Below are 22917 nucleotides of genomic sequence, written 5' to 3' on the forward strand. Positions count from 1 at the left end.
GCTATGACAAAGGAATGGACATGACTGTCGCTACAGATTTCTCCCGGGCGGGCATCGCCTATATCGACGAACTTTTGGACCCCGCACCCATGCGTCTCGAGACGGGCATCAGCCGGCTCGAAAGCGGCGCGCTGGCCGTTGCTGTTCGCACGGACCTGCATGGCTGCAAGGGACGCATGCTTGACTGGTGGTTTTCCGAATTCGATACCACCAGGCATCTGAACTGGTGGCATCCTCTTGACCACGTAGAGCATCGTGGTTGGGATCGGCACTGGCAGAAGGGCAAGAGCTATGTCGGCGCGACTATCCGCGCGGTTGAATCACTGGGTGACATTCCTCCCGTCGCCGCCGTCATCAAGTTTCACAAGCCCGACGAGGTTTTCTCTCCATCGGCCTACCGAAAGGCACTCGAGGCCGGCCATGTTTCGGCAGCGGTCTACGGTCGCATCGGCTTTGGCGACGATGTGGCCCTAGATGGAAATGGTGACCCGAAAGACGGTCAGATGGTGCATGTCGTGCGCGACACCAGCTACGGAGCGGTGCTCCGGAGCCGCTTCATCCTCGGCCAGGATGCAGCCGATACCGGGCACGAAGTGCCCGACGCGATCGGTCTCGGCCTGCTTGAACACTGCTACACGGAGTTCACCTATCTCTCCAAGGTGCTTCCCTCGCTCTACTGGGGAGACGCTGCGAACCGAGACGATGTTCCCCGCTATTGGTAACCTGCACGCGAAATCGGCGTCGGCGACCTGACGCGTGATTGGGCCGGCGAAGTCGGGTTTGCGCAAACCGCAGGTCGCCAATGCCCGTTCAGGTCGGCCGACTGAGTGAGCGGCCTGAACGGGCATGACCTGACGGCGCGGGCCATGCTGACGCGCCTGACACTGCTTCTCATCCTTCTGGCCACGCAGGCGTTCGCCGAAACCCGCGAAGTGAGATTTCTGAACCGCAACCGGACAGGCGCCATGCCGCTCGGGCCGGACCGCTCTGGTCGTCCGGCCTGGCGAAGCCGTCTTGCTCTCTCTCAAGGGCCGCTGATCCGCTCCATGGCCATCTGACAAAAAGCCCCCGGCGCCGTGACGCCGGAGGCTTCGTTTTCGGAGCGCCGCCGGCTGGCCGGGACGGCGCGGAGGCTTGCAGGACCGTCCGTGTCCTCAGAACCGGAGGCTGAAGCGCGCGGATCCGGTGTGCTCGGCAGCCCTGTCCCCGAACTGTCCGGAATAGTCGATGCCGAGCCTGGCGTTGTCGGTGATGTCGAGCGACAGGCCGGCGCCGAGCACGGCGACATCCTCAGCGATCGGCGCGCCCTCAGCGGTGAAGGCCGCGCCGCCAGCGATCCGGTTGGTGGTGGTCGGCGTCAGGTCGCCAAAGCCGTGCCGCCAGCCGGCCATGGCCGAGACCCGGGCCATGCGGCCCTCGCCGGGCAGGGCGAACTCCGACGAGGTCCTGACACCCAGCGTGGTGAAGGTCACGTCATTGGTCGAGCTGCTGACCGTCAGCGCCGAGGCGCCGCCGTTTTCGCCGTAGCCGTCAAGGGTCGTGGAGACGTAGTTCAGCCCGGCGAAGGGCTCGAGCTGCAGCCAGTTGGCCTGCCCCTCGAGACGGAAGACATAGCCGATCTCGCCGAAGACCTGGGCCGTTCCGGCGTTTGTCTTGCCCGTGAGCCGCTCGCTCAGCGCGCCGATCGTCACGTTGCGGGTCGTGTCGATGTCGTGCCAGGTATAGCCGGCGCCGCCCGACAGGCGAACCGCTCCAAGCTGCGTGCCCGCATAGGCGCCGATCTGGTAGCTGTTGGCCTGGCTGGAGGACCTCAGCGCGTCAACCTCGTATTCCGACGACTGGTAGCCGATGAAGGCGCCGACGCGGGCCATGCCCAGCTGTGTGTCGGCGCCGAACATGGCGCCAGCGGCCGAACGGTCGACGCTTGCGGTTGCCGCCGTGGCATCCGTCGACCCGAGCAGGCCGTAGGCGCGCATCCACAGCGTGTAGGCGTCGCCGCCGAGCCCGTCGGGTGCGCCATGGGTGGCGATCTGGACCCCGGGAGGGGGCGCCGAGCTGCCTTCGTCGAAGGCCTGGCTGACGCGGGTGGCAATCGTCATGCCGACCAGGTTGGCGTCCTGCGTCATGCCGCCCTGCATGGTGGCGATCCCCTCGCCCGAAAGCCCGCCAAAGGCATCACGGGCACCGTCGCCCGAAAGGCCCATGATCTGCTGGACCAGCGGATTGGTGTTCGGCGTGCCTTCGAGCGACTTGGCCACCGCCATCTGGTTCGGGGTCCTTGCAACGTCGGACATGATGACGTCGTTGCGCGTCAGCGTCAGGTCGACCGTGGTCGCCGTGTAGCTCAGCGCGGCATCGAGGAAGGCGTAATTGTCGGTGACGCTGTCGAACTCGCCGGTGCGTCCGCCATCGGCGGTCAGGATCGTGACGGTCGAGCGATTGGGCACCGTGCCGGCGGTGGTGACATTGACGGTTCCACCCAGGGTCGCCGTACCATTGACCTTGATCTGGGAGTTGGTGTTGTTGTCGAAGTCCACCAAAGCGTGGAGCGCGCCGGTGCTGGCCATATCGAGATCGCCGGTGATCGTCAGCGTCGCGGTCTGGGGGGCGGTCGGCGTGCCGCCATAGCCGGCGATGGCACCCCGCGCGGCGACATGGACGTCACCCGCGACAGTGCCGGCACCACCCAGCCCGGCCATGTCCGGGCCGCCACCGACATCGAAGCGGTTGGTGCCAGTGCCGAGGGTGCCGTTGACGAGAAGCACGCCCGAGGACACGTTCACGTCGCCGGCAAAGCCGGAATTGTCAGCCGAGAGGACGAGATTGCCCATGCCGGTCTTGGCGAACCCGATCCCCGCACCGGCCGTGATCGTGGACTCGATGGTGGCGCTGAGGGATGCGTCGACATTGAGGAACGCGGTCGTGCCGGAAGCGGGCGCAAGGTCGAGCGTGCCGCCGGACAGCGTATAGCCGTCGGTCTTGAACTGGATCGTGTCGACCGACTGGGTGCCGTCGACCGTGACCGTGCCGGCCGTGCCCGCGAAGACCGCGACCGAGCCGACGGAGGCACCGTTGATATCGGCCTCGCCGGGCGCGCCGGTCCAGTTCGTGCCGGTCGTTGACCAGATCCCGTCGCCGCCATCGACCGTGCCGTTGCCGGTTGCGTCGAGGCCGTCCCAGAACTGCAGCACCTGCCCGTCGGAAAGCACCACCATGTTGACCTGGCCGGAGATGCCGGTCTGCACCGTGCCGGCGGCGTTCGTCGCGCCGGTCACGTTGACCGTGTCATAGCTGCCCGACAGCGTACCGCCATACTGATAGAGCTGGTAATAGCCCGAGGAGCCCGCCGTCGCGTTGAGCGTGCCGGCGAGCGTCAGGTTGCCGCCCACCTTGATGAGGTCGTTCGACGCCCCGCCCACGGTGCCGGCTGCGCCCAGCTCGAAGGCCGAGACGGAGCCCGCCTGCAAGGTCAGGTCGCCGTCGATGGTCATCGTGCCAGGGCTGTTGCCGGCGGCAAGGGTTGCCCCCGAGGCCAGTGTCACATCGCCGCCGAACCGGCCCGTTCCGCCAAGCGTGCCGGCGGCCACGGTCGTCGTGCCGGTGAAGGCTGAGCCATCGCCGTTGTAACGCAGCGTGCCAGCACCGGTCTTGGTGAGATTGCCGGTGCCCGTGAGGGCGCCGGAGAGCGTCAGCATATTGGCCGTCTGGAGCGTGCCCGAGCCCGCGCCGATCGTCATGTCGGTCGCAAGCGTCACGCCGCTTCCGGTGACACTGAGCGTGCCGCCGTCGAGCGTCAGCCCGCCCGCGCCGAGATTGGAGCCATCGGCAATCGACAGCGTGCCAGCGGAGACCGTGGTGGTGCCGGAATAGGTATTGCTGCCCGAAAGGGTGAGCGTGCCGGCGCCGGTCTTGGTGAGATTGCCCGAACCCAGGACGGAGCCGGAGAGCGTCACCGCATTGGCCGTCTGGATCGTGCCCGAGCCCGCGCCGATCGTCGTGCTGCCGGCGAGCGTGACACCGCTGCCGGTGACACCGAGCGTGCCGCCATCGAGCGTCAGACCGCCCGTGCCGAGATTGGAGCCATCGGTGATCGACAGCGTGCCCACCTTGACCGTCGTGGTGCCTGTGTGGGTGCTGGTTCCCGCAAGGGTGAGCGAGCCGGTGCCGGTCTTCACGAGCGCGCCGGCACCCGAGATGTTGCCCGATGCGGTGACCGCATTGCCCTGCGTGTCAATCGTGCCGGTGCCGCTCGTGTTCAGAACGATCGCGTTGTCGATCGTGGCGGAGTTGGTCAGCTCGAGCGTCGCCGTCTCGAAGGCAATCGCGCCGGCGCCGAGATTGCCGTCGCTTGCGACCGACAGGGTGCCAGCCGTCAGGATCGTGTTGCCGGCATAAGTGTTGCTGCCCGAGAGCGTCAGCGTGCCGGCACCGGTCTTGGTGAGATTGCCCGAGCCCGAGATGATGCCGCTCAGCCTCAGGGCATTGGCCGTCTGGACCGTGCCGGAGTTCGCGCCGATCGTCATGGCGGAGTTGAGTGTCACGCTGCTGCCGGTGACACTGAGCGCACCGCCGTCGAGCGTCAGACCGCCCGTGCCGAGGTTGAGGCCATTGGTGATCGACAGCGTGCCAGCGGAGACCGTCGTGCTGCCGGAATGGGCGCTGTTTCCCGACAGGACGAGCGTTCCCGCCCCGACCTTCTCCAGGTCGCCGGCCCCGGCAATCTGCGAGCCGATCTCGGTCGAGACACCCGCATCGACATTGATCGTGCCGGTCGTGCCCGAGGCGGGAGCGATGTTGAGCGTGCCGCCGGACAGCGTATAGCCGTCGGTCTTGAACTGCAGCGTGTCGAAGTTCTGCGTGCCGTCGACCGTGACCACGCCGGCCGTGCCGCCAAAGACTGCGACCGAGTTCGCGAAGCTGCCGTTGATCTCGGCCGCGCCCGGCGCGCCGGTCCAGTTCGTTCCGGTCGTCGACCAGGTGCCCGCTCCGCCGTCGACCGTCCCGTTCCCGGCCGCGTCCGCGCCGTCCCAGAACTGCAGCACCTGGCCGGTTCCCGCGACGAAGAGATTGACCTTGTTCGCGATGCCGGTCTGCACCGTTCCGGTGGCGCCGGCAATGCCCGTCACATTGACGGTGGAATAGCTGCCCGACAGCGAGCCGCCATACTGGAACAGCTGGTAGTAGCCGGCCGATCCGACCGTGGCGTTCAGCGTGCCGCCAAGCGTCAGGTTGTTGGTGACCCGGACGAGGTCGTTGGTCGGCCCGCCGACGACGCCTGCCGTGCCCAGTTCGAACTCGGAGGTCGAACTTGCCATCAGAATGAGCGTATTGCCGAAGGTCAGCGTTCCGGGGCTGTTGCCGGCCGACAGTTTTGCCCCGTTCTGGATCCTGACCAGGCCGCCGATCGAGCCCGACCCGCCGAGCGTTCCCTGCAGCACGGTCAGGAAGCCGTTGAACGCGGAGCCGTCCCCGTTGATGCTGAGCTTGCCCGTGCCGACCTTCTGCAGCGAACCGCTCCCCGTGATGGCGCCGGAGAGGGAGAGGTTGAGGGCGCTGTCGCTGATGTCGATCGTCGAACTTGACGAGATGGCAAGATCGCGCGCCGTGCTGGTGAAGGTCGTGCCTTGCACCGACAACGCGCCACCGGCCAGCGTGATGCCGCCGCTTGCAGCGCCGAGATTGGCGTCGGAGGAGACATAAAGGGCAGACGAGTTGATGGTCGTGCCGCCGGCATAGGTGTTGGTGCCCGACAGGGTCAATGTACCGACGCCCGTCTTGACGAGAGCGCCGGAGCCTCCAAGCACACCTGAGAGCGTCGCTGCGTTGTCAGTCTGGATCGTGGCCGAGCCGGCGCCGAGCGTCACGCCGTTGGCGAGTGTGACGCCGCTGCCGGCGACCTGGAGCGTACTGCCGTCGAGCGTAAGCCCGCCTGCACCGAGGTTGCTGCCGTCGGTGACCGCCAGCGTACCAGCGCTGACCGTCGTGGCGCCGGAATAGCTGTTGTTGCCCGAAAGGGTGAGCGTGCCGGCGCCGGTCTTGGTGAGATTGCCCGAGCCCGAGATGGTGCCGGAGAGCGTCACCGAATTGGCTGTCCGGATCGTGCCGGACCCCGCGCCCATCGTCATGTTGCGGCTGACGGTCACGTCGCTGCCGGTGACCTCAAGCGTGGCGCCGTCGAGCGTCAGCCCGCCCGTGCTGAGATTGTTGTTGTTGGTGATGGACAGCGTGCCGGCGGAAACCGTCGTGTGGCCGCTCCTGACCACGCCGGAACCGCTCAGGATCAGCGTGCCGGCACCGGTCTTGGTGACGTCGCCGCCCCCCGAAAAGGAACCTGCCAGCGTCACTTGTGTACCGCTGACGTCGATCGTGCCGCCGCCGGCGCCAATCGAGAAGGCGTTGCTGAAGTTCGCGATGTTGCCGGTGATGGCAAGCTGGCCGCCATCGAGCACCAGGCCTCCGGTGCCCAGGTTGGCGCTGGTGCCAACCGACAGCGTGCCGCCGTTCACCGATGTGATGGTGTTGATGGCGTTGGCGCCGGTGAGGGTCAATGTGCCCGAGCCGGTCTTGACCAGGTTGCCCGAGACGGCAATGCTCCCGCTCAGCGTCACCGCATTGGTGTTCGCGATCGTGCCCGCGGTGTCCACGATCCGGATCTCGTTGGCCAGGGTCGTTGCGCCGGTGATCGCAAGCGTGGCTCCGTCGATGACCACGGTGCCGCTGCCGAGATTGGCGCTGCCCGCGACCGACAGGGTACCGGCCATGACGATCGTGGTGCCGGAGGAGGTGTTGTTGCCGGTGAGCGTCAGCGTGCCGGCACCGGTCTTGGTGAAGGGACCGGTGCCCGAAATGGCGCCGCTCAGCGTCACGGAGTTGGTGCCGGTATTGATCCCGCCCGTGTTGCTCCCCGACCAGACGAACGCATTGTCGATGGTCGCACTCGCGGTCACGTCGAGGCTGCCGCCGTCGAGCGTGATCGCCCCGGCGCCGAGATTGGCGTCGGAGGAAACGGAGAGGGCGCCCTCCTTGATTGTCGTGCTGCCGGCATAGGTGTTGGTGCCGGTCAGCGTCACCGTTCCTGTTCCGGTCTTGACCAGATTGCCGGTGCCGCTGAGGACGTTGCCGAGGGTGATGCTGGAGGACTGGGCCAGCGTCACATCCCCGCCGAGGGAAATGTCGCCGTTGATCGTGCTCGTCGCACCGAGCGTGAGGCTGTTGGTCCCGCCGGTGAACTCGATCGCATGGGCGTTGCCGATCTCAATGCCGATGCCGTCGCCGATCCGGCCACCCGTGATCGTGCCGTTGTTGGTGATGGTCAGGTTCGAGCCCTTGATGCCCGAGCCGCCGAGGGCGGTGCTGCCGACAGCCCCGCCTCTGTCGCCGCCAGAAATCGTGCCGTTGTTGACAAGGATGAGATCATCGCCCTGAACGCCCGCGCCACCGTCGCCTGACGCGGCCGCTCCGCCCCGACCTGTGCCGCCGGCGCCGCCCGCGCCACCTGTGACGGTTTGGGAGACAGCGATGTTGACAGTCACGCCCGAAACACCGGCGAAGATGCCAACGCCGCCATCACCGCCGCCGCCGGCAAAGCCCTGGTCTTCCGGGAATTCAATACCCGGGGGGCTATCACCGCCTGCGCCGCCGACACCACCCGAGACGTCGGCCGTGACCGTCAGCGTGCCTGCGCCATTGACGAAGACGCCGAAACCGCCCTCGCCGCCACCGCCGCCGCCACCAGAGTTGACAAGACCCAGGCTTGCATTGGTCTTGCCGTCTTGTCCGTCACCACCAGCGCCGCCGGTCGCGGCTGCGTTGATGGTCGCGTCACCGCCGGCCACCTGCCCGTGGGCACCACCGATACCTCCGTCGCCTCCGCCGCCGCCAAACGTCACCGGGCTGCCGCCGGCACCACCAGCTTGTCCGCCGGCACCGCCGCCGCCGCCGCCACTGCCGCCGGCAAAGCTGTTGCCGACGGCCGGCCCGCCATTGCCGGCCGGGGTCGTCACGGTTCCGCCCGTGCCGCCGGGGCTCGTGGGCCGCGAAGACGTATAGCCGCCCAGGCCGCCATTGCCGCCGTCGGCAAAGGCCGCGCTGGCTCCAAGCGTCACAAGCAGCGCGGTGCCGAGCAGGAGGGGCGCCCTTCGGCTGCGTGACACACTGGACCGCTTGGGTCCGGCTGCCGGCGCCCCAGTCTGTTCCTGTCCGTTTTCGTTCGAAGAACGCCGTTCACGCATGCCGTGTGCCCCTGCAGCCAATTCCAAATCGTAGACTTCAAACTTCTGAAGATATCAAATAACCTCCAAAGAAGAACACGATCCAACAGCTAACGTCTATTCTATCTCACATGAGACGTCAAAATTACCTTAGGTAAAAACAAGTAAAACTTCGAAATTTAAATATTACCATGTATATCAGGAAGACACGGAGCGATCACTTGAATCGGCATTGCCGAATCTCAATAAATCACTCTCATGCATATATTTCACAATATGTTAATCGCTCTTCAGAGCGCTGAAAGCGGCACTTTTCCACTGTGTCCGCGCTCAAACCGCGCCTCCACCCCTCCAAGAGCAGGGAAAGAATTGGCCAGGAATCTTGAGGGGAGAAGACCGCGCGCTGCTCGACAAGACGCAAGCCGTGGGTACACACCGCGCGAAGGCAATGTGCGCCCTGTGGAAAAAACAAGGGCAGCAGGCCTTTGAGAACGCGCGGTGAACGAAAACTGTCTAGCGCAACGGACGAAGTGTCTAACTTCGCTTGACACCAACCACCAAGTGATTGATACGAAACGCCGTGGCCTCGTGGCGGAGTGGTGACGCAGCGGATTGCAAATCCGTGCACCCCGGTTCGATTCCGGGCGAGGCCTCCACCCTTCCCCTTGCAGTTGATCGGTTTCGCGCCCGGCGCGGGCCCCTACGGTTTGAGTACGTAGGTTCCCGGCGCATCACAGATCGGCGCGAAAGGCCCCTCGCCCCCCATCGGCGGCGGCGCCACGGCGTCGCCCGAAAGCGCACCGAGCCAGGCGGACAGCGCCGGCCACCAGGAGCCGTCCTGCGTGTCTGTCTCCGCGACCCAGGTGTCGGCGTCGCGGAAGCGCGCGTCATGGGCGGTCGTCGCCATGCGGAAGTGCCGTCCCTTGTGCCCCGGCTCCGACACGATACCGGCGTTGTGACCGCCATTGGTGAGGATGAAGGTCACGTCGGTGTCCGCCAACTGGTGGAACTTGAACACCGATTTCCAGGGCGCCACATGGTCCTCTTCCGTGCCGACAGCAAGGATTGGCGCGCGAATGTCGGAAACGACGACCGGGCGGCCGTCCACCTGATAACGTCCATCGGCGAGGTCGTTGTTGAGGAAGAGTTCGCGCAGGTACTGCGAGTGCATCCGGTACGGCAGCCGGGTGCCGTCCGCGTTCCAGGCAAGCAGATCGAACATGCGCATCCGCTGGCCCATCAGATAGTCATGAACGTTGCGCGACCAGATCAGGTCGACGGACCGCAGCAGGCGAAATGCCCCGCCCATCTGTTCCGTCGACAGGTAACCCTGCGCCCACATCATGTCTTCCAGGAAGGACACCTGGCTCTCGCTGATGAAGAGGGTCAGTTCGCCAGCCTCGGTGAAATCGGTCTGGGCCGCAAGGAACGACAGGCTGGCGAAGCGCTCGTCGTTGTCGCGCGCCATCGCTGCGGCGGCAATCGAGAGCATCGTGCCCCCCAGGCAATAACCAAGGCCGTGGATTTTTTCCGCACCGGTAATGGCGCCGATGGCGTCGAGCGCGGCCATCACGCCAAGCTTGCGGTAGTCGTCCATACCGAGCTCACGATCCTCCTCGTCAGGATTGAGCCAGGAGACCATGAACACCGTGAACCCCTGCCCGGTGAGATAGCTTACCAGCGAGTTCTTCGGCGAAAGGTCGAGAATATAATACTTCATGATCCAGGCCGGCACGATCAGCAGCGGCTCGGGTCGAACCTTTTCCGTCGTCGGCTCATACTGGATCAGTTCGATCAGGCGATTGCGGTAGACGACCTTGCCCTTCGAGGTCGCAAGATCGCGACCCAGCTTGAAGTTCTCCAGCTCCGCGGGGCGCTCTCCCGAAACATAGCGGGCCGCGTCCTCGGCGAAGTTCTGCATGCCACGCCAGAGGTTCGTGCCCCCTTCCCGCACCGTCGTCTGCATCACCTCAGGATTGGTGAGGGCGGAATTCGAAGGCGAAAGCGTGTCGAGGATCTGGCGCACCAGGAAGGTGACGATCTGCTCGTGCCTGGGCGTGACGCCGCTGATACCGGTGGTGACATTGTGCCACCATTGCTGCTGCAGCAGAAACGACTGATACATGACGTTGAAGGGGAAGCGCTGCCACGCCTCGCCCCGGAAGCGATGGTCCTGCGGCAACGGCTCGATGCAGAGACCATGCCCATCCGCGTCCAGACCGCTGCCCATGAAGCCCGCAAGCCGCATCCACTTGCGACAGGCCTTCTGCATGAGTTCCGCCTGCTTGCCCGGCGAGGTGGCAAGATGTGTCGCCCAGTCGGTGTAGGCAGCGGCAAGAGCCGAAGGCGCAATGCCGAGCGTCAGCTGCGCGATCGCGGCATGGGTTGCCTTATCCATCACCCGATAGGCGTCGAGATTGTCGGCGGGGCAACCGAGCAGAGGCTGCGTGCCGGCGGGCGGCACGCTTTTCTCGGGCTCCTGCGGCGCGACAGCGGGTCTGTCAACACCCGCCGCTTTTCGCGTCGGCGCGGACGGCGAGCGCGGGATTTCCGTCACCCCACCCTTTTTCGAGGAACGGGTCTTGAGCGGGTCCGTCATATCAACCTCCGGCAGTGTCAAACACATACATGTGCCATGCCCCACCTCCTCGGTAGCACGGGCAGCGGCATGTCGACAGTGATCTCGATCAAGCCCGCCCAATGTGACGCACCGGTGTCCCCCGCAACCTGCGGCGGCACTCTCCACCATTTCGTGGGCCTGCAAATGTCGCCAAGCCTTGGCTTGCGGGCGGGCGGGCGATACCGTCAACCGCTCAGGCGTCGTCGCACGGGCGAGGCGCGAAAGCGACACAAGGGGAGCGGTCGGCGATGAAGCACGGCGGAGACCTCGGCGCGGCCATGGCTCGCCATGGCGGTATCCTTTCCGACTGGCTCGACCTTTCGACCGGGATCAATCCGCATGCCTATCCGGTCGAGTTGCCGGGCGACAGCCATGTCTGGCAGGTGCTCCCGACGGAAGGCGCGCGGACGCGGCTGCTTGAGGCGGCGCGCGGTGCCTATGGCGTTCCGAAGGAACTCCGCACGGTCGCAGCGCCTGGTACTCAGGCGCTGATCTCGCTTCTGCCACTGGTGCTGCCCGAGGGGGCGGTGGCCATCGTCGGCCCCACCTATGGCAGCCACGGCGATGTCTGGCGGCGCGCGGGACGGGTGGTGCGCGAGATCACCTCGCCCCACACGGATCTCGACGGAGATGTCCGCGTCCTGGTCATCGTCAATCCGAACAATCCCGATGGCCGGCTCACCGATGTCCAAAGCCTGCGCCATCAGGCGGAACGACTGGCCGCGCGTGGCGGTATTCTCGTCGTCGACGAGGCCTTCGCGGACTGTATGCCCGGCGCAAGCCTGCTGCCACATCTCGCCGGCGTACCGGCCGTGGTGCTGCGGTCGTTCGGCAAGTTCTATGGGCTTGCCGGCCTGCGCCTCGGTTTTGCCGCAGCGCCAAGAGACATCTCCGACCGGCTGGAGACGCTGCTGGAGAGCTGGGCCGTCTCAGGGCCGGCGCTGGAGGTCGGCACCCGCGCCCTCTCGGACCGAGCCTGGCAGAACGCGATGCAGGCGCGCCTTGCCGACGAGGTCGGCGACCTGACGCTTGTGCTTCAGGCGCGTGGGGTCAGCGTTTTTGGCGGCACACCGCTCTTTGTCCTTGCCGGGACGCGCGACGCGGCGCGCCTACACGAAGCGCTGGCACGTCAGCGCATCTGGACGCGCCGCTTCGACTATGCTCCGACCTGGCTCAGGATCGGCCTGCCCGGCGGCGTGGAGAAGCTCGCACGGCTCGACGCCGCGCTCAAGGCGGCCATGGCGGAAAGCTGACCATGCTGATCTTCGGCGACGCCGCCCTGCTGCTCCTGCTGGCGCTTTTCGTCGACGCCCTCATCGGCGACCCGCCGGCGCTGTGGCGACGCATCCCGCACCCGGTGGTGCTTTTCGGCAAGATCGTCGAAATCGCCGACCAGGACTTCAACACGCCGGACCTGACGGCAAAGCAGCGCAAGCTCTACGGCACTCTGTTTCTCGCAGGTCTCGTCTTCTGCTCGCTTCTGGTTGGCGTTCTGCTGGAGGTCATCCTGCGCGGCCTGCCCTATGGCCGCATCGGTATCGTTGCCATCGCCGCCGTATTTCTGGCGCAAAAGAGCCTGCACCAGCATGTCGCGGCGGTCCGGGACGGTCTCGCCCGCGAGGGTCTGGCCGGCGGGCGCAAGGCAGTCGCGATGATCGTCGGTCGGGATCCCGAGCAACTCGACGAATCGGGCGTGTCGCGGGCGGCCATCGAGTCCTGCGCGGAAAACGCCGCCGATGGCGTGACCGCCCCGGCGTTCTGGTTCCTGTTGCTCGGTCTTCCCGGCCTCATTGCCTACAAGGCGGTGAACACGGCCGATTCCATGATCGGCCACAAGACGGAGCGGCACGGCGCCTTCGGCTGGGCGTCGGCGCGCTTTGACGATCTCGTCAACCTGCCCGCCTCGCGCCTGTGCGGCCTGTTCCTCGCGCTGAGCGCCCCTGTCTTCGGCGGCGGCATTGGGCGGACGCTGTCCGACATGCGGCGCGACGCGCCCAGCCACCGTTCGCCCAACGCGGGATGGCCCGAGGCAGCCATGGCCTCGGTGCTCGGCGTCGCACTCACCGGACCTCGCGCCTATCCCGGCTACAAGGTCGATGATCCCTACATGAACCCGCAAGGCCGCCGGGAACTCGACGCATCCGACATTTCCCGCGCGCTCGCGGCCTATCGTTGGGCCATGGCGGTTCAGGCGGTTGTCGTCGGACTTGTCGCAATCGCTCACGTCTATCTCTGAGGAAGACGACGCCTCAGCGCGACCGTGCGATCGCCAGCAACGCCTCGATGTCGAGCGCATCGGCAAGATGCGCGGCCAGCCCGTCGAGCGTCGTTTCCACGGTTTGCGCATAGGCGAGCCCGGAGGCCACGCCGAGTCCGGCGAGAAAGGCGGCACGAAAGCCGTCGGACCCGAAGAGCCCGTGCACATAGGTTCCCGTCACCCGGCCATCGGGCGAACGGGCGCCATCGGCATGGCGCAGGTGGTCGCCGCGCGCGCCGATATCGGCGAACGGGCGCAAGGCGTCCGGTCCTTCGGTCCGGCCGAGATGGATTTCGTAGCCGGACAACGCCTCGCCGCTCGAACGGTCGCGTCCCTCGACCTCGACAAGCCGCTTGTCGGGCGAAAGCACCGTCTTCACGTCGAGCAGCCCCAACCCCTCCACCGTGCCGGGAGGCCCCTCGAGACCATCGGGATCGGCGATGGTGCGCCCAAGCATCTGATAGCCACCGCAAATGCCGAGCACCCGCCCGCCGCGGCGGACATGGGCGGCAAGGTCGATATCCCAGCCCTGCGCGCGAAAAAACGCAAGATCGCCCATCGTCGATTTGCTTCCCGGCAGCAGGACCAGACTTGCGTCTCCCGGCAGCGGTTCACCCGGCTGAACCAGCGTCAGCGACACATCGGCTTCCATGCGCAAGGGATCGAGGTCATCGAAATTGGCAATCCGACTGATGACCGGAACCGCTATCCTCACCGGCCCTGCGCCCTCGCCGTCCTCGAGCCCCAGCGCGTCCTCGGCCGGGAGCCGGCGCGCATCGGCAAACCAGGGCACCACACCCAGCGATTGCCAGCCCGTGCGCGCGGCGATCTCTCGCACCCCTTCGTCGAAGAGCGAGACATCCCCGCGAAAGCGGTTGACGAAAAAGGCCTTGATGCGGCGCTGCTCGGCCTCGGGAAGGATCGCGTGGGTGCCGACCAGCGAGGCAATGACGCCGCCCCGGTCGATATCGCCGCACAGCGCCACCGGCAAGTCGGCGGCCTCCGCAAAGCCCATGTTGGCGATATCGCCGGCGCGCAGGTTGATTTCCGCCGGACTTCCCGCTCCCTCGACCAGCACAAGATCGGCGTTCAGGCCCGTGATTTCGAAACTTTCGAGGACCCTTGGCAGAAGCTCGGCCTTGCGGCTCCCGTACTCGCGCGCGCGCATTGTGCCGGCGCGTCTGCCCTGAACAATGACCTGTGCGCCGACATCCGTCTCCGGCTTCAGCAGGACGGGGTTCATGTGCACACTCGCCGGCACGCGCGCAGCCATCGCCTGCAGCGCCTGCGCGCGTCCGATCTCTCCGCCATCTGCCGTCACGGCCGCGTTGTTCGACATGTTCTGCGGCTTGAACGGGCGCACGACGAGACCGCGATCGGTGAGCAGACGACAAAGGCCGGCGACAATCAGGCTCTTGCCGACATTCGATCCGGTGCCCTGGATCATCAGCGCCGGAACACGCCGGGCAGCATTCATGCCGTGGTCTCCCTGTCTGCCCCGTAGGGCCTGAACTCCTTGGGAACCGGCAGACGCGCAAGATGAAGCTCCAGCGCAAGGCGGATCGTCGGGCGCACCGCGAAGAGGACCGAGCCGATCACGAAAAACCATGTCCCCGCGACCTGCAGGCTGTCGTAGAAGAACAGTACGCTGCCGACAATGAAGGTCAACGCGGCAAGGAACTCCACCACCGTGCGAAAGAGCTCGTAGCGGCGCACCAGAGTCTCGTGCGACGGGGAGGCGCGCCTCAACCTTGCATCAAACAACTTCATTCCGGCCCTGACACTCCCTGTTCCACATTCTCACGTCGCGCTCGAGACGGCACGCGCCTTCAACAACAATGCGCCAAAACGCACAACCAGTGCCAGACCACGCCTCCAGCAAGCGGAACTTCGTCGCTCCGACGTCGGACAGCCACGGCATGGGCCGCGGGCTCTCCGATCAGAACTCGATCCCCTCCTGGGGCTTCACACCCGAGCGGAAGGGATGCTTGATCTGGGTCATCTCGGTGACCAGATCGGCGATCTCGATCAGTTCGTCCTTGGCGTTGCGGCCGGTGATGACGACATGCACGTCCTCCGGCTTCTCGTCGCGCAGGAAGGCCACCACCTCGTCGATCGGCAGATAGTCGTAGCGCAGGACGATGTTGAGTTCATCGCAAAGGATCAACCGATAGTCGCGCGAGCGGATCATGTCCTTGGCCGCGTCCCACGCGGCCCGCGCAGCGTCGATATCGCGCTGGCGGTCCTGGGTTTCCCAGGTAAAGCCCTCGCCCATGCGCTTGATCGTCACCAGGTCAGCGAAGCGGTCCAGCGCCATGCGTTCGCCCGTCTCGATGCGCCCTTTCACGAACTGCACGACGCCCACCTTGTGGCCATGGCCGAGAGAACGGAAGACCATGCCGAAGCCAGCCGTCGACTTGCCCTTGCCCTTGCCGGTATGGACGATGAGAAGCCCCTTCTCGATCGTCTTGGTGGCCATGATCTTGTCGCGTGCCGCCTTCTTCTTGCGCATCTTTTCGGCGTGACGGGCGTTCAGTTCCTCTTCGCTCATCTCGGACTTCTTGTCGCTCATCGCGTTGTTTCTCCCTGTTCGATGTCGAATGCGGCGCGCGTCGAGTTGCGGCGCGGTCGCCAGAGGCCGCGTTCGACCGCCTCGCGGAACCGCGCCTCGATCTCGGCAAGCGCCTTCGGATTGTTTTCCTCAAGGAAGGCGCGGACCTCCGCGTCGTCCAGATAGGCTTCGTAGAGCTGGTCGAAATGGTGATCGCCCACCGCGTTGGTCGTCGCTGAAAAGGCGAAGAGATAGTCAACCGTCGCGGCGATCTCGAAAGCGCCCTTGTAGCCATGGCGCATGACGCCGGCGATCCACTTCGGATTGGCCGCGCGCCCACGCACCACCCGGCCGATCTCCTCGGCGAGAGTGCGGATCGCCGGCCTTTCGGGGCGGGAATGATCGTTGTGATAGACCTTCGGCGCCACGCCCTTCAGCGTCTCCACGGTCGCGGAAAGCCCCCCCTCGAACTGGTAGTAGTCGTCGCTGTCGAGCAGGTCGTGCTCGCGGTTGTCCTGATTGTGCAGGACTGCGTCCACGCTGGAAAGCCGTGCCTCGAAGGCCGCGCGCGCATCCTCGCCCTTAGCGCCCCCGCCATAAGCAAAAGACCCCCAGGCCAGGAAGGCATCGGCGAAGTCCGAGCGTTCCTCCCATATCCCTTCATCCACCAGTGCCTGAAGGCCCGCGCCATAGGCGCCGGGCTTGGACCCGAAGACCCGGAAGCGCGCGCGACGACGCGCCTCGCGCGCATCGACGCCGTCGGCCTCGAGCCTTTCGGCCTCGGTTCGGGCGCGGGCGGCGAGTGGATTGGCGTCGTCGGGTTCCTCAAGGTCGGCGATGGCGGCAACCGCCGACTGGAACAGGTCGATCTGGTGCGGGAAAGCGTCGCGGAAGAACCCCGATATCCGCAGGGTCACGTCGACGCGCGGACGACCGAGTTCGCCAAGCGACAGGATGTCGAAGCCGGTCACCCGACCGGAGCCGGGCTCCCATTTCGGCCGCGTGCCGATCAGCGCCAGTGCCTGGGCAACATCGTCTCCGCCGGTACGCATATTGGCCGTGCCCCAGCAGGTGAGCACGACGGCGGCGGGGTATTCGCCCTCGTCCTGAAAGTGACGCTCGACAAGGCGGGCGGCGCTCTCCGCGCCAATCCGCCAGGAGGTTTCCGTCGGCACGGCGCGCACGTCGACGGAGTAGAAATTGCGACCGGTCGGCAGCACGTCGGGCCGCCCGCGCGTCGGTGCGCCGGAGGGGCCGGGCGGCACGAACCGTCCGGCGAGCGCATCAAGCACGGCGTCTGTTTCCGCCGGACCCGAGGCCTCCACCGCCGGGCGGATCGTCGTGGCGATCTCACCCAGAACGGCAGCGGTTGCAGGCATACCGACGGGGATCCCTGCCTTCGCCACAAGATCGTGGGCAAGCAATTCGAGACGCTCCACCGTATCGCCGGCGCTGCGCCAGGGGGAGGCCGAGACAGCCTCCAGCGCCGCCGGCCGCGAGCCTTCCCAGACGGTCTCGTAGTCACAGGAAAGCGGATCGAAGTCGCCAAGCCCCAGATCCCGTGCGAGCGCCCGCGTCAGTCCCTCGTTTTCCGCGCCCGTCCCGCGTGGCACGCGCGTGAGCGCAACAAGCAGCGCCGTCAGCAGGTCGCCCTTGGGCGCGGCCCCCAGCACATGCAGCCCGTCGCGGATCTGCAGTTCCTTGAGATCGCAGAGATGGGCGTCGAGGCGGGCCAGCCGCGTTTCCTCGTCCATGCTGCCGTCGAGGCCGATGTCGCGGTCCAGCCCGTGCCGCGTCGCCGTTTCGAGGATATCCCGCGTCAGTGCCTTGAGCCGCCGCGGGTCGACGCCCTGCGCCAGATAATACTCGTCGAGCAGGACCTCCAGCTCGGCGGCGACGCCATGGCTTTCGGCCCGCGCCAGCGGCGGCGTCAGGTGGTCGACGATGACGGCCGAGGTCCGCCTCTTGGCCTGCGCGCCTTCGCCTGGATCGTTGACGATGAAGGGATAGACGTTCGGCACCGGCCCGAGCACGGCTTCGGGATAACAGGCCTCCGACAACGCCAGCGCCTTGCCGGGCAGCCACTCGAGATTGCCATGCTTGCCGAGGTGGACGACGGCATCGACGCCGAAGATCTCGCGCAACCAGATGTAGAAGGCGAAATAGTGGTGCGGGGGCACCAGATCAGGATCGTGATAGGTCGCCTTCGGGTCGATGTTGTAGCCGCGCGCTGGCTGGATGCCGACGACAGCATTGCCGAAATGGGTGACCGCGAGGCGGAAGGCTCCGTTCTCGACATGGGGATCGTCCTCCGGCGCTCCCCAGCGGGCGGCGACGGTCTCGCGCACCGCCTTCGGCAAGCGCCCGAAATGCGCCCGGTAGTCGGAAAGCGCCAGCGCGGCGCCGCCGTGTCGGGCCCGCCGGTCCTCCAGCGCGTTGGTCGGCCCTTCACTGATCGCGGCCATGAGCGCGGAGGAATCGCGTGCGGGGCTGGCGACCGCGTATCCCGCTCCGGCAAGCGCGCTGAGAAGATCGGCGCAGGACGCGGGCGTATCGAGTCCGACGCCATTTGCGAGCCGGCCATCCTTGTTCGGATAGTTGGCAAGGATGAGCGCCACCTTCCGCTCCGAGGCCGGCTTTCGCGCCAGCCGGGCAATACGGGCGGCCTGTTCGGCAACGAAATCGACGCGGTCCGCCTTGGGAACGAAACGCATGGTCGTCGACTGGGTGCGCGCGTCGCGCGGTGCTTCCTCCTTGAAGGAGACAGCCCGCGTCAGGATGCGCCCGTCCACCTCGGGCATGACCACGTGCATGGCAAGGTCGCGGATCGAAAGCCCCTGATCCGCATCGCGCCAGCCCTCCTGCGAGGACGACGAGAAGACCACCTGGAGCACCGGCGCGCCCGGCGCGTCGAGCGGCGTCGGGCGGTGGCGCGCCCCGGCCTTCGACACGGCGAAGGCGGTGGCGTTCAGGACCACCGCCGGCGGCGCCGCGTCGAAGAGCGCGGCGAGCACGGAAGCGGACTCCGCCTCCTTCAGGGATGCGACGAAAACCGGAAGAGGGTTGAGCCCGCGCGCCCGCAGCGCCGCGACAAGCGCCTCCACCGGCGCGGTCGCCGCGCTCTGAACGAGCGCGCGGTAGAAGACAATGGCGGCAACGGGCGCATCCGGATCGCTCCACAGCGAGCGGAGATCGGCAAGCGAGGGACGCGCGACGTCGGGCAGGAAGATGCCGGCGCGCGGCAGCGCGCGGGGCGGATCGGGCTCCGCCGTCTGATCGAGCAGATGCCCGCAGAACCGCAGGAAGTTTTCCTGGTTCTCCGCCCCGCCCTCGGCGAGATAGCGCCAGAGGCATTCCACGGTCGCCACATCGAGGGTCGAACGCGCGGCAAGATCCGCGTCCCAGCGGTCGTCCCCCGGCATCACGGCAAGCCCGATGCCCGCGCCGCGCGCGACCTCCGTCAGCCTTTCGACGCCGTAGGGCCAGTACTCCGCCCCGCCGAGCAGCCGAAGGATCACGAGGCGAGAGCCCGCGACCGTGTCCTCGGCGTAAAGGTCCACCGAATACGGATGGGAAAGCGCCATCATGTTGGCAAGTCGCAGCGAAGATACGGTCTCGCCAAGCCGCTGCTTCGCCGCCGCCAGAGAGGCGAGCTCTGTGTCGGCCGCAGACAGGACAATCACGTCCGCCGGGCTCTGGCCGAGATCGACCGCCTCGTCGCCCTGGTCGATGCGTCCGCTGCGTCCGGCAAGAATGTGCATGCCGCCTCCCCTTGTGGTTCCGTTTTCCCGCCCGCTCTTTCGCCTGATCAGGCGGCCTGCGCGCTGGCGAGAAGCCCCTCCACGCGGGCGAGGTCGAAACCGGCGAGCCCGATCACCACGAGCCGGCCCGGCGCGCGGCTGTCGCGGGCGAACCATGCTTCCACGCGGGGGCCGACCGCCTGCACCATCGCCGGTGCCGCCTTGCCGGATATTTCCGCCGCGCCCTTGATCCGCAGCACGCCGGGAACCGCCATCGCCGCGCCGACGCGCGCCTCAAGGTCCTTCAACGACGCGAACGCCGCGAGCGTCACCACATGGCTCTCGAATTCATCATGGTCATGATCGTGATGATGATGGTGGTGATCGTGATCATCGTCATGATCATGATCGTGATCCCCGTCGTCGTGATGGTGATGGCTCTCGTGATGCCCCTCGCGCCCGGTCATGTCCTCCTCGGAGGCACTCATGCGGCCAAGGAGCACGTCGGCGGCGAGCACCCCCTTCTCCGCCGTGACGATCTCAACGGCAGGGCGCACGCGTGAGGCGACCTCGGCGCGCACACGGGCAAGCCCCTCCGCGTCGACAAGATCGGCCTTGTTGAGCACGACGAGGTCGGCGCAGACGAGCTGGTCCTCGAAAAGTTCCTCCACCGGGCTTTCGTGGTCCAGCGCCTCGTCGGCGGCGCGCTGCGCGGCAAGGGCCGCCTCGTCGCCGACAACACGCCCCTCGGCAACGGCGGCCGCGTCGACAACGGTCACCACGGCATCGACCGTGACCCGCGTCTTCACGCTCGGCCAGGAAAAAGCGCGCACCAGCGGCTGAGGCAGAGCCAGGCCCGACGTCTCGATGACGATGTGCTCGGGCGCGTCCTCGCGGTTGATCAGCATTTCCATCGTCGGCAGGAAGTCGTCGGCGACCGTGCAGCAGATGCAGCCATTGGTCAGTTCGACCACCTCGTCGGCCGCGCAGGTCGGGTCGGCGCAGCCGTCGACCAGCGAGCCGTCAAAGCCCATGTCGCCGAACTCATTGACGATGAGCGCGATCCTCTTGCCCTTCGCCTCGCGCAAGAGATTGGAGAGCAGCGTCGTCTTGCCGGCCCCAAGGAAGCCGGTGACGATCGTGGCCGGGATCTTGCCGGTACGCTGCGGGGGCTGGGAAGTGCTCATAAGGTGATCTCCGGTTGGGCGGAATTGGGCTTGAGGACAAGCGGCAGGCCGGCGGCTACCAGCACCGCGGCCTCGGCCGCTTCCGCGATCAGACGGTTGAGGCGTCCCTGCTCGTCGCGAAAGCGGCGGGCAAGCGCATTGTCGGGAACGATACCGGAGCCGACCTCGTTGGTGACGAGCACCACCGGCCCGGCTGCAGCGGCAATCGCGGCACGCAGCCGCCGGGTCTCGGCGGCGGGATCCGCTTCGGCGAAAAGGACGTTCGAAAGCCAGAGCGTCAGGCAGTCGACCAGCAGCGCCCGCCCGGGCCGGCTCTCGGCGGCGATGACGCCGGCGATATCGCGAGGCTCCTCCAGCGTCAGCCAGCCTTCGCCGCGCTGGTCGCGGTGGCGTGCGACGCGCTCGCGCATCTCGCCGTCGCCGGCGACACAGGTCGCCACGTAGACACGCTCGCGGCCGCTGGCGCGAACGAGCCCCTCCGCGTAGGCGCTCTTGCCAGAGCGCGCACCGCCGGTCACGAGAACAGTCCTGAAGGGCATTAGTTTCCGGCCACGCGCGGGCAATGCGGTGACAGGCGTGTACGGCCGCGCAGACGACGGCCGGGATCGAATCTCTTCATTGCAGCCTCCTGCCGTCCACCCGACGGCCGTGACGTTTCGGGCCGGGGCCGCGCGCCACAGGGCGGATGCGGGCTCCCGGGATCTCCGGCTCGTCTCCTGGCTCGCGGGTCGCGGCCATGTCCCTGCCCTTCCCGGGCCGTTCGCCCAGTGGTACGCGCAGGATGGCTCGCCGCTCACAGTTGCGGGGGCAGCTACGGATTCGGGACCCCGACTTGGGTCGTCCCCCACCGTATTCCGACTTTCACCTCTCCCTCGGACTTTGTCCGTCGGATAAGGACCGGTCGTCCTTCATAGCGCGGCGCGAGGCCGCCAACAAGCTCGCCGGACCGCCCGGCATTCGGCGCCAGATCCCCTCCCCGCACTGGTGCCTGTGGAAAAATCATGACAAAATACTTGGCAAATGCGCATGGGCTTTGCTATATGCCCCTCACCGACGCGGTGCACCGCACTGCGGTTCAGTGATCCCCGGTAGCTCAGTGGTAGAGCAAGCGGCTGTTAACCGCTTGGTCGCTGGTTCGAATCCGGCCCGGGGAGCCACTCTTCTTCTTTTCCTTACATCGAGATTTTCCGCAAGGCGGCGCTTCGCAGCGTATGCGGTTGTGTGACCTCTCGCCCGTCGCAAGCATGCAATCGGGGAGATGGCATCCGCCGGAACTGGCTCCGACGGATGTCTACCGATCCGTGCATCAAGCCCCGCGCAGAACGATTTCCGTTCCCCAGGGATCCCGAAGCGTCAGCACGTCACCCGAATCATCGACGAAAATCCCCCCGGCGCGTGCAGTCGCGGAGATCCGGTCGCGATCCTCCTTCGAAAGAACGATGAGCTCCAACGACGCGAGACCGGTGCGCCCCGGCGTGCGCGTGCCCGCCCCCCGGCTGTTCCAGACATTGCCGGCAAGCTGGTGATGATAACCGCCGGAGCCGAAGAAGCTGCCGCCAGGATAGCGCGCCGAAAGGTCAAAGCCGATCACGTCGCGATAGAAGCCCTCAGCCAGATCTGTGTCGCCGACGCGCAGGTGAACATGACCGACGATGCTTCCTTGCGGCATGCCGGACCAGGTCCGCTCTGCTCCAGCAGCGATCAGGCCTTCCGCGTCGAGCGGATCGGTGGACATGGTCACCGTGCTATCCGCACGCCACCAGACCTCGGCCGGGCGATCGGTGTAGATCTCGATGCCGTTGCCCTCGGGATCGGCAAGGTAGAGCGCTTCGCTGACGATGTGATCCGACGCCCCGTCGATCCTTAGGCCCGTCTGCAGCGCGAAGCGCAGCCAGCAGCCGAGATCGGCGCGCGTCGGCAGCAAGAAGGCGGTATGAAAGAGACCGGCCTCGCGCGGGCTCGACGCGGCAAGAGAAGGATCGCCGCGCAGCTCCAGAAGCACAGAATCGCCAACTCCCAGCCGCACGGTTTCATCATCGCGCGCAAGAACGGCAAGCCCGAGCACCTTGCGGTAAAAGTCGGTCATTGCCGCCAGATCGCGAACGGCCAGAACTACGCGACCGACGCGCATCGGCGCGGCCATCATATCGAACTGCCCGGTTCCGGTCTTTGTGTGAAGCTCCATCATAAGTCCCCGATTGCGCCTGGCATCCGCTCGCCACGCAAGCGCCGGCCTCCTTGCCGGCCTTGCCGCTAAAACCTGGGACAGGCACGGTCTTCGTACAATTGGCGTAATCGTGGCAATATTGTTAATCTGACAGAAACAATGTAAGAAACATCAAGGCTCTCCTC

Annotated in this window: 13 protein-coding genes, 2 tRNA genes and 1 riboswitch; of the genes, 6 read left to right on the forward strand and 9 right to left on the reverse strand. The window is 66.4% G+C overall.

Annotation, left to right across the window (positions count from 1 at the left end):
* Positions 1–20 precede the first annotated feature (20 nt).
* Together ACSLUQ_RS09155 and ACSLUQ_RS09160 are read left to right on the forward strand one after the other, a co-directional pair.
* Positions 21–722, forward strand: a complete 702-nt coding sequence (locus ACSLUQ_RS09155; RefSeq protein WP_417772570.1) for a DAPG hydrolase family protein — start codon at positions 21–23, stop codon at positions 720–722.
* 105 nt (positions 723–827) lie between these two features.
* Complete coding sequence (locus ACSLUQ_RS09160; RefSeq protein WP_461808322.1) at positions 828–1058, forward strand: hypothetical protein; 231 nt, start codon at positions 828–830, stop codon at positions 1056–1058.
* Positions 1059–1154: 96 nt separating this feature from the next.
* Here ACSLUQ_RS09160 and ACSLUQ_RS09165 read toward each other — a convergent pair whose 3' ends face one another.
* On the reverse strand, positions 1155–8153 hold the full coding sequence (locus ACSLUQ_RS09165) for an autotransporter-associated beta strand repeat-containing protein (RefSeq protein WP_461808323.1): 6999 nt from the start codon (positions 8151–8153) through the stop codon (positions 1155–1157).
* A gap of 639 nt (positions 8154–8792) precedes the next feature.
* Here ACSLUQ_RS09165 and ACSLUQ_RS09170 point away from each other — a divergent pair.
* Positions 8793–8866: transfer RNA gene (locus ACSLUQ_RS09170), tRNA-Cys, on the forward strand.
* Between the two features lie 44 nt (positions 8867–8910).
* Here ACSLUQ_RS09170 and ACSLUQ_RS09175 read toward each other — a convergent pair.
* On the reverse strand, positions 8911–10809 hold the full coding sequence (locus ACSLUQ_RS09175; RefSeq protein ID WP_461808324.1) for a PHA/PHB synthase family protein: 1899 nt from the start codon (positions 10807–10809) through the stop codon (positions 8911–8913).
* A gap of 269 nt (positions 10810–11078) precedes the next feature.
* Between ACSLUQ_RS09175 and cobD the strand changes: the two genes are divergently transcribed.
* Together cobD and cbiB are read left to right on the forward strand one after the other, a co-directional pair.
* Entirely contained in the window at positions 11079–12083 is a 1005-nt protein-coding gene (gene cobD / locus ACSLUQ_RS09180) for a threonine-phosphate decarboxylase CobD (RefSeq protein ID WP_461808325.1), read from the forward strand.
* Positions 12084–12085: 2 nt separating this feature from the next.
* Entirely contained in the window at positions 12086–13066 is a 981-nt protein-coding gene (gene cbiB, locus ACSLUQ_RS09185; protein WP_461808326.1) for an adenosylcobinamide-phosphate synthase CbiB, read from the forward strand.
* Between the two features lie 13 nt (positions 13067–13079).
* Here cbiB and ACSLUQ_RS09190 read toward each other — a convergent pair whose 3' ends face one another.
* The 6 genes from ACSLUQ_RS09190 to cobU form a co-directional block, all read right to left on the reverse strand.
* A complete protein-coding gene (locus ACSLUQ_RS09190) occupies positions 13080–14564 on the reverse strand; it encodes a cobyric acid synthase (RefSeq protein WP_461808327.1) in 1485 nt (494 codons plus the stop codon).
* Positions 14561–14857 (reverse strand): YrhK family protein, encoded by a 297-nt coding sequence (locus ACSLUQ_RS09195; protein ID WP_417773844.1) that lies wholly within the window; start codon positions 14855–14857, stop codon positions 14561–14563. Before ACSLUQ_RS09195 ends, ACSLUQ_RS09190 begins: the two co-directional genes overlap by 4 nt.
* A 169-nt stretch (positions 14858–15026) precedes the next feature.
* Positions 15027–15659 carry a cob(I)yrinic acid a,c-diamide adenosyltransferase gene (gene cobO / locus ACSLUQ_RS09200; protein WP_417773845.1) on the reverse strand — a complete coding sequence of 211 codons (633 nt, stop codon included), beginning with the start codon at positions 15657–15659 and terminating at the stop codon, positions 15027–15029.
* A complete protein-coding gene (gene cobN, locus ACSLUQ_RS09205) occupies positions 15656–19399 on the reverse strand; it encodes a cobaltochelatase subunit CobN (RefSeq protein ID WP_461808328.1) in 3744 nt (1247 codons plus the stop codon). The genes cobO and cobN overlap by 4 nt, the downstream gene beginning before the upstream one ends.
* Positions 19400–19446: 47 nt before the next feature.
* Entirely contained in the window at positions 19447–20565 is a 1119-nt protein-coding gene (gene cobW, locus ACSLUQ_RS09210; protein ID WP_461808329.1) for a cobalamin biosynthesis protein CobW, read from the reverse strand.
* Positions 20562–21104 (reverse strand): bifunctional adenosylcobinamide kinase/adenosylcobinamide-phosphate guanylyltransferase, encoded by a 543-nt coding sequence (cobU, locus tag ACSLUQ_RS09215; RefSeq protein ID WP_461808330.1) that lies wholly within the window; start codon positions 21102–21104, stop codon positions 20562–20564. The genes cobW and cobU overlap by 4 nt, the downstream gene beginning before the upstream one ends.
* Positions 21105–21254: 150 nt before the next feature.
* Positions 21255–21482, reverse strand: a riboswitch (cobalamin riboswitch).
* Positions 21483–21647: 165 nt separating this feature from the next.
* Between cobU and ACSLUQ_RS09220 the strand changes: the two genes are divergently transcribed.
* Positions 21648–21722: transfer RNA gene (locus ACSLUQ_RS09220), tRNA-Asn, on the forward strand.
* Positions 21723–21871: 149 nt separating this feature from the next.
* On the opposite strand, the gene ACSLUQ_RS09225 is transcribed toward ACSLUQ_RS09220, so the two are convergent.
* Positions 21872–22750 carry a VOC family protein gene (locus ACSLUQ_RS09225; protein WP_461808331.1) on the reverse strand — a complete coding sequence of 293 codons (879 nt, stop codon included), beginning with the start codon at positions 22748–22750 and terminating at the stop codon, positions 21872–21874.
* Between the last annotated feature and the right edge of the window lie 167 nt (positions 22751–22917).

The organism is Stappia sp. ICDLI1TA098, assembly GCF_054880955.1.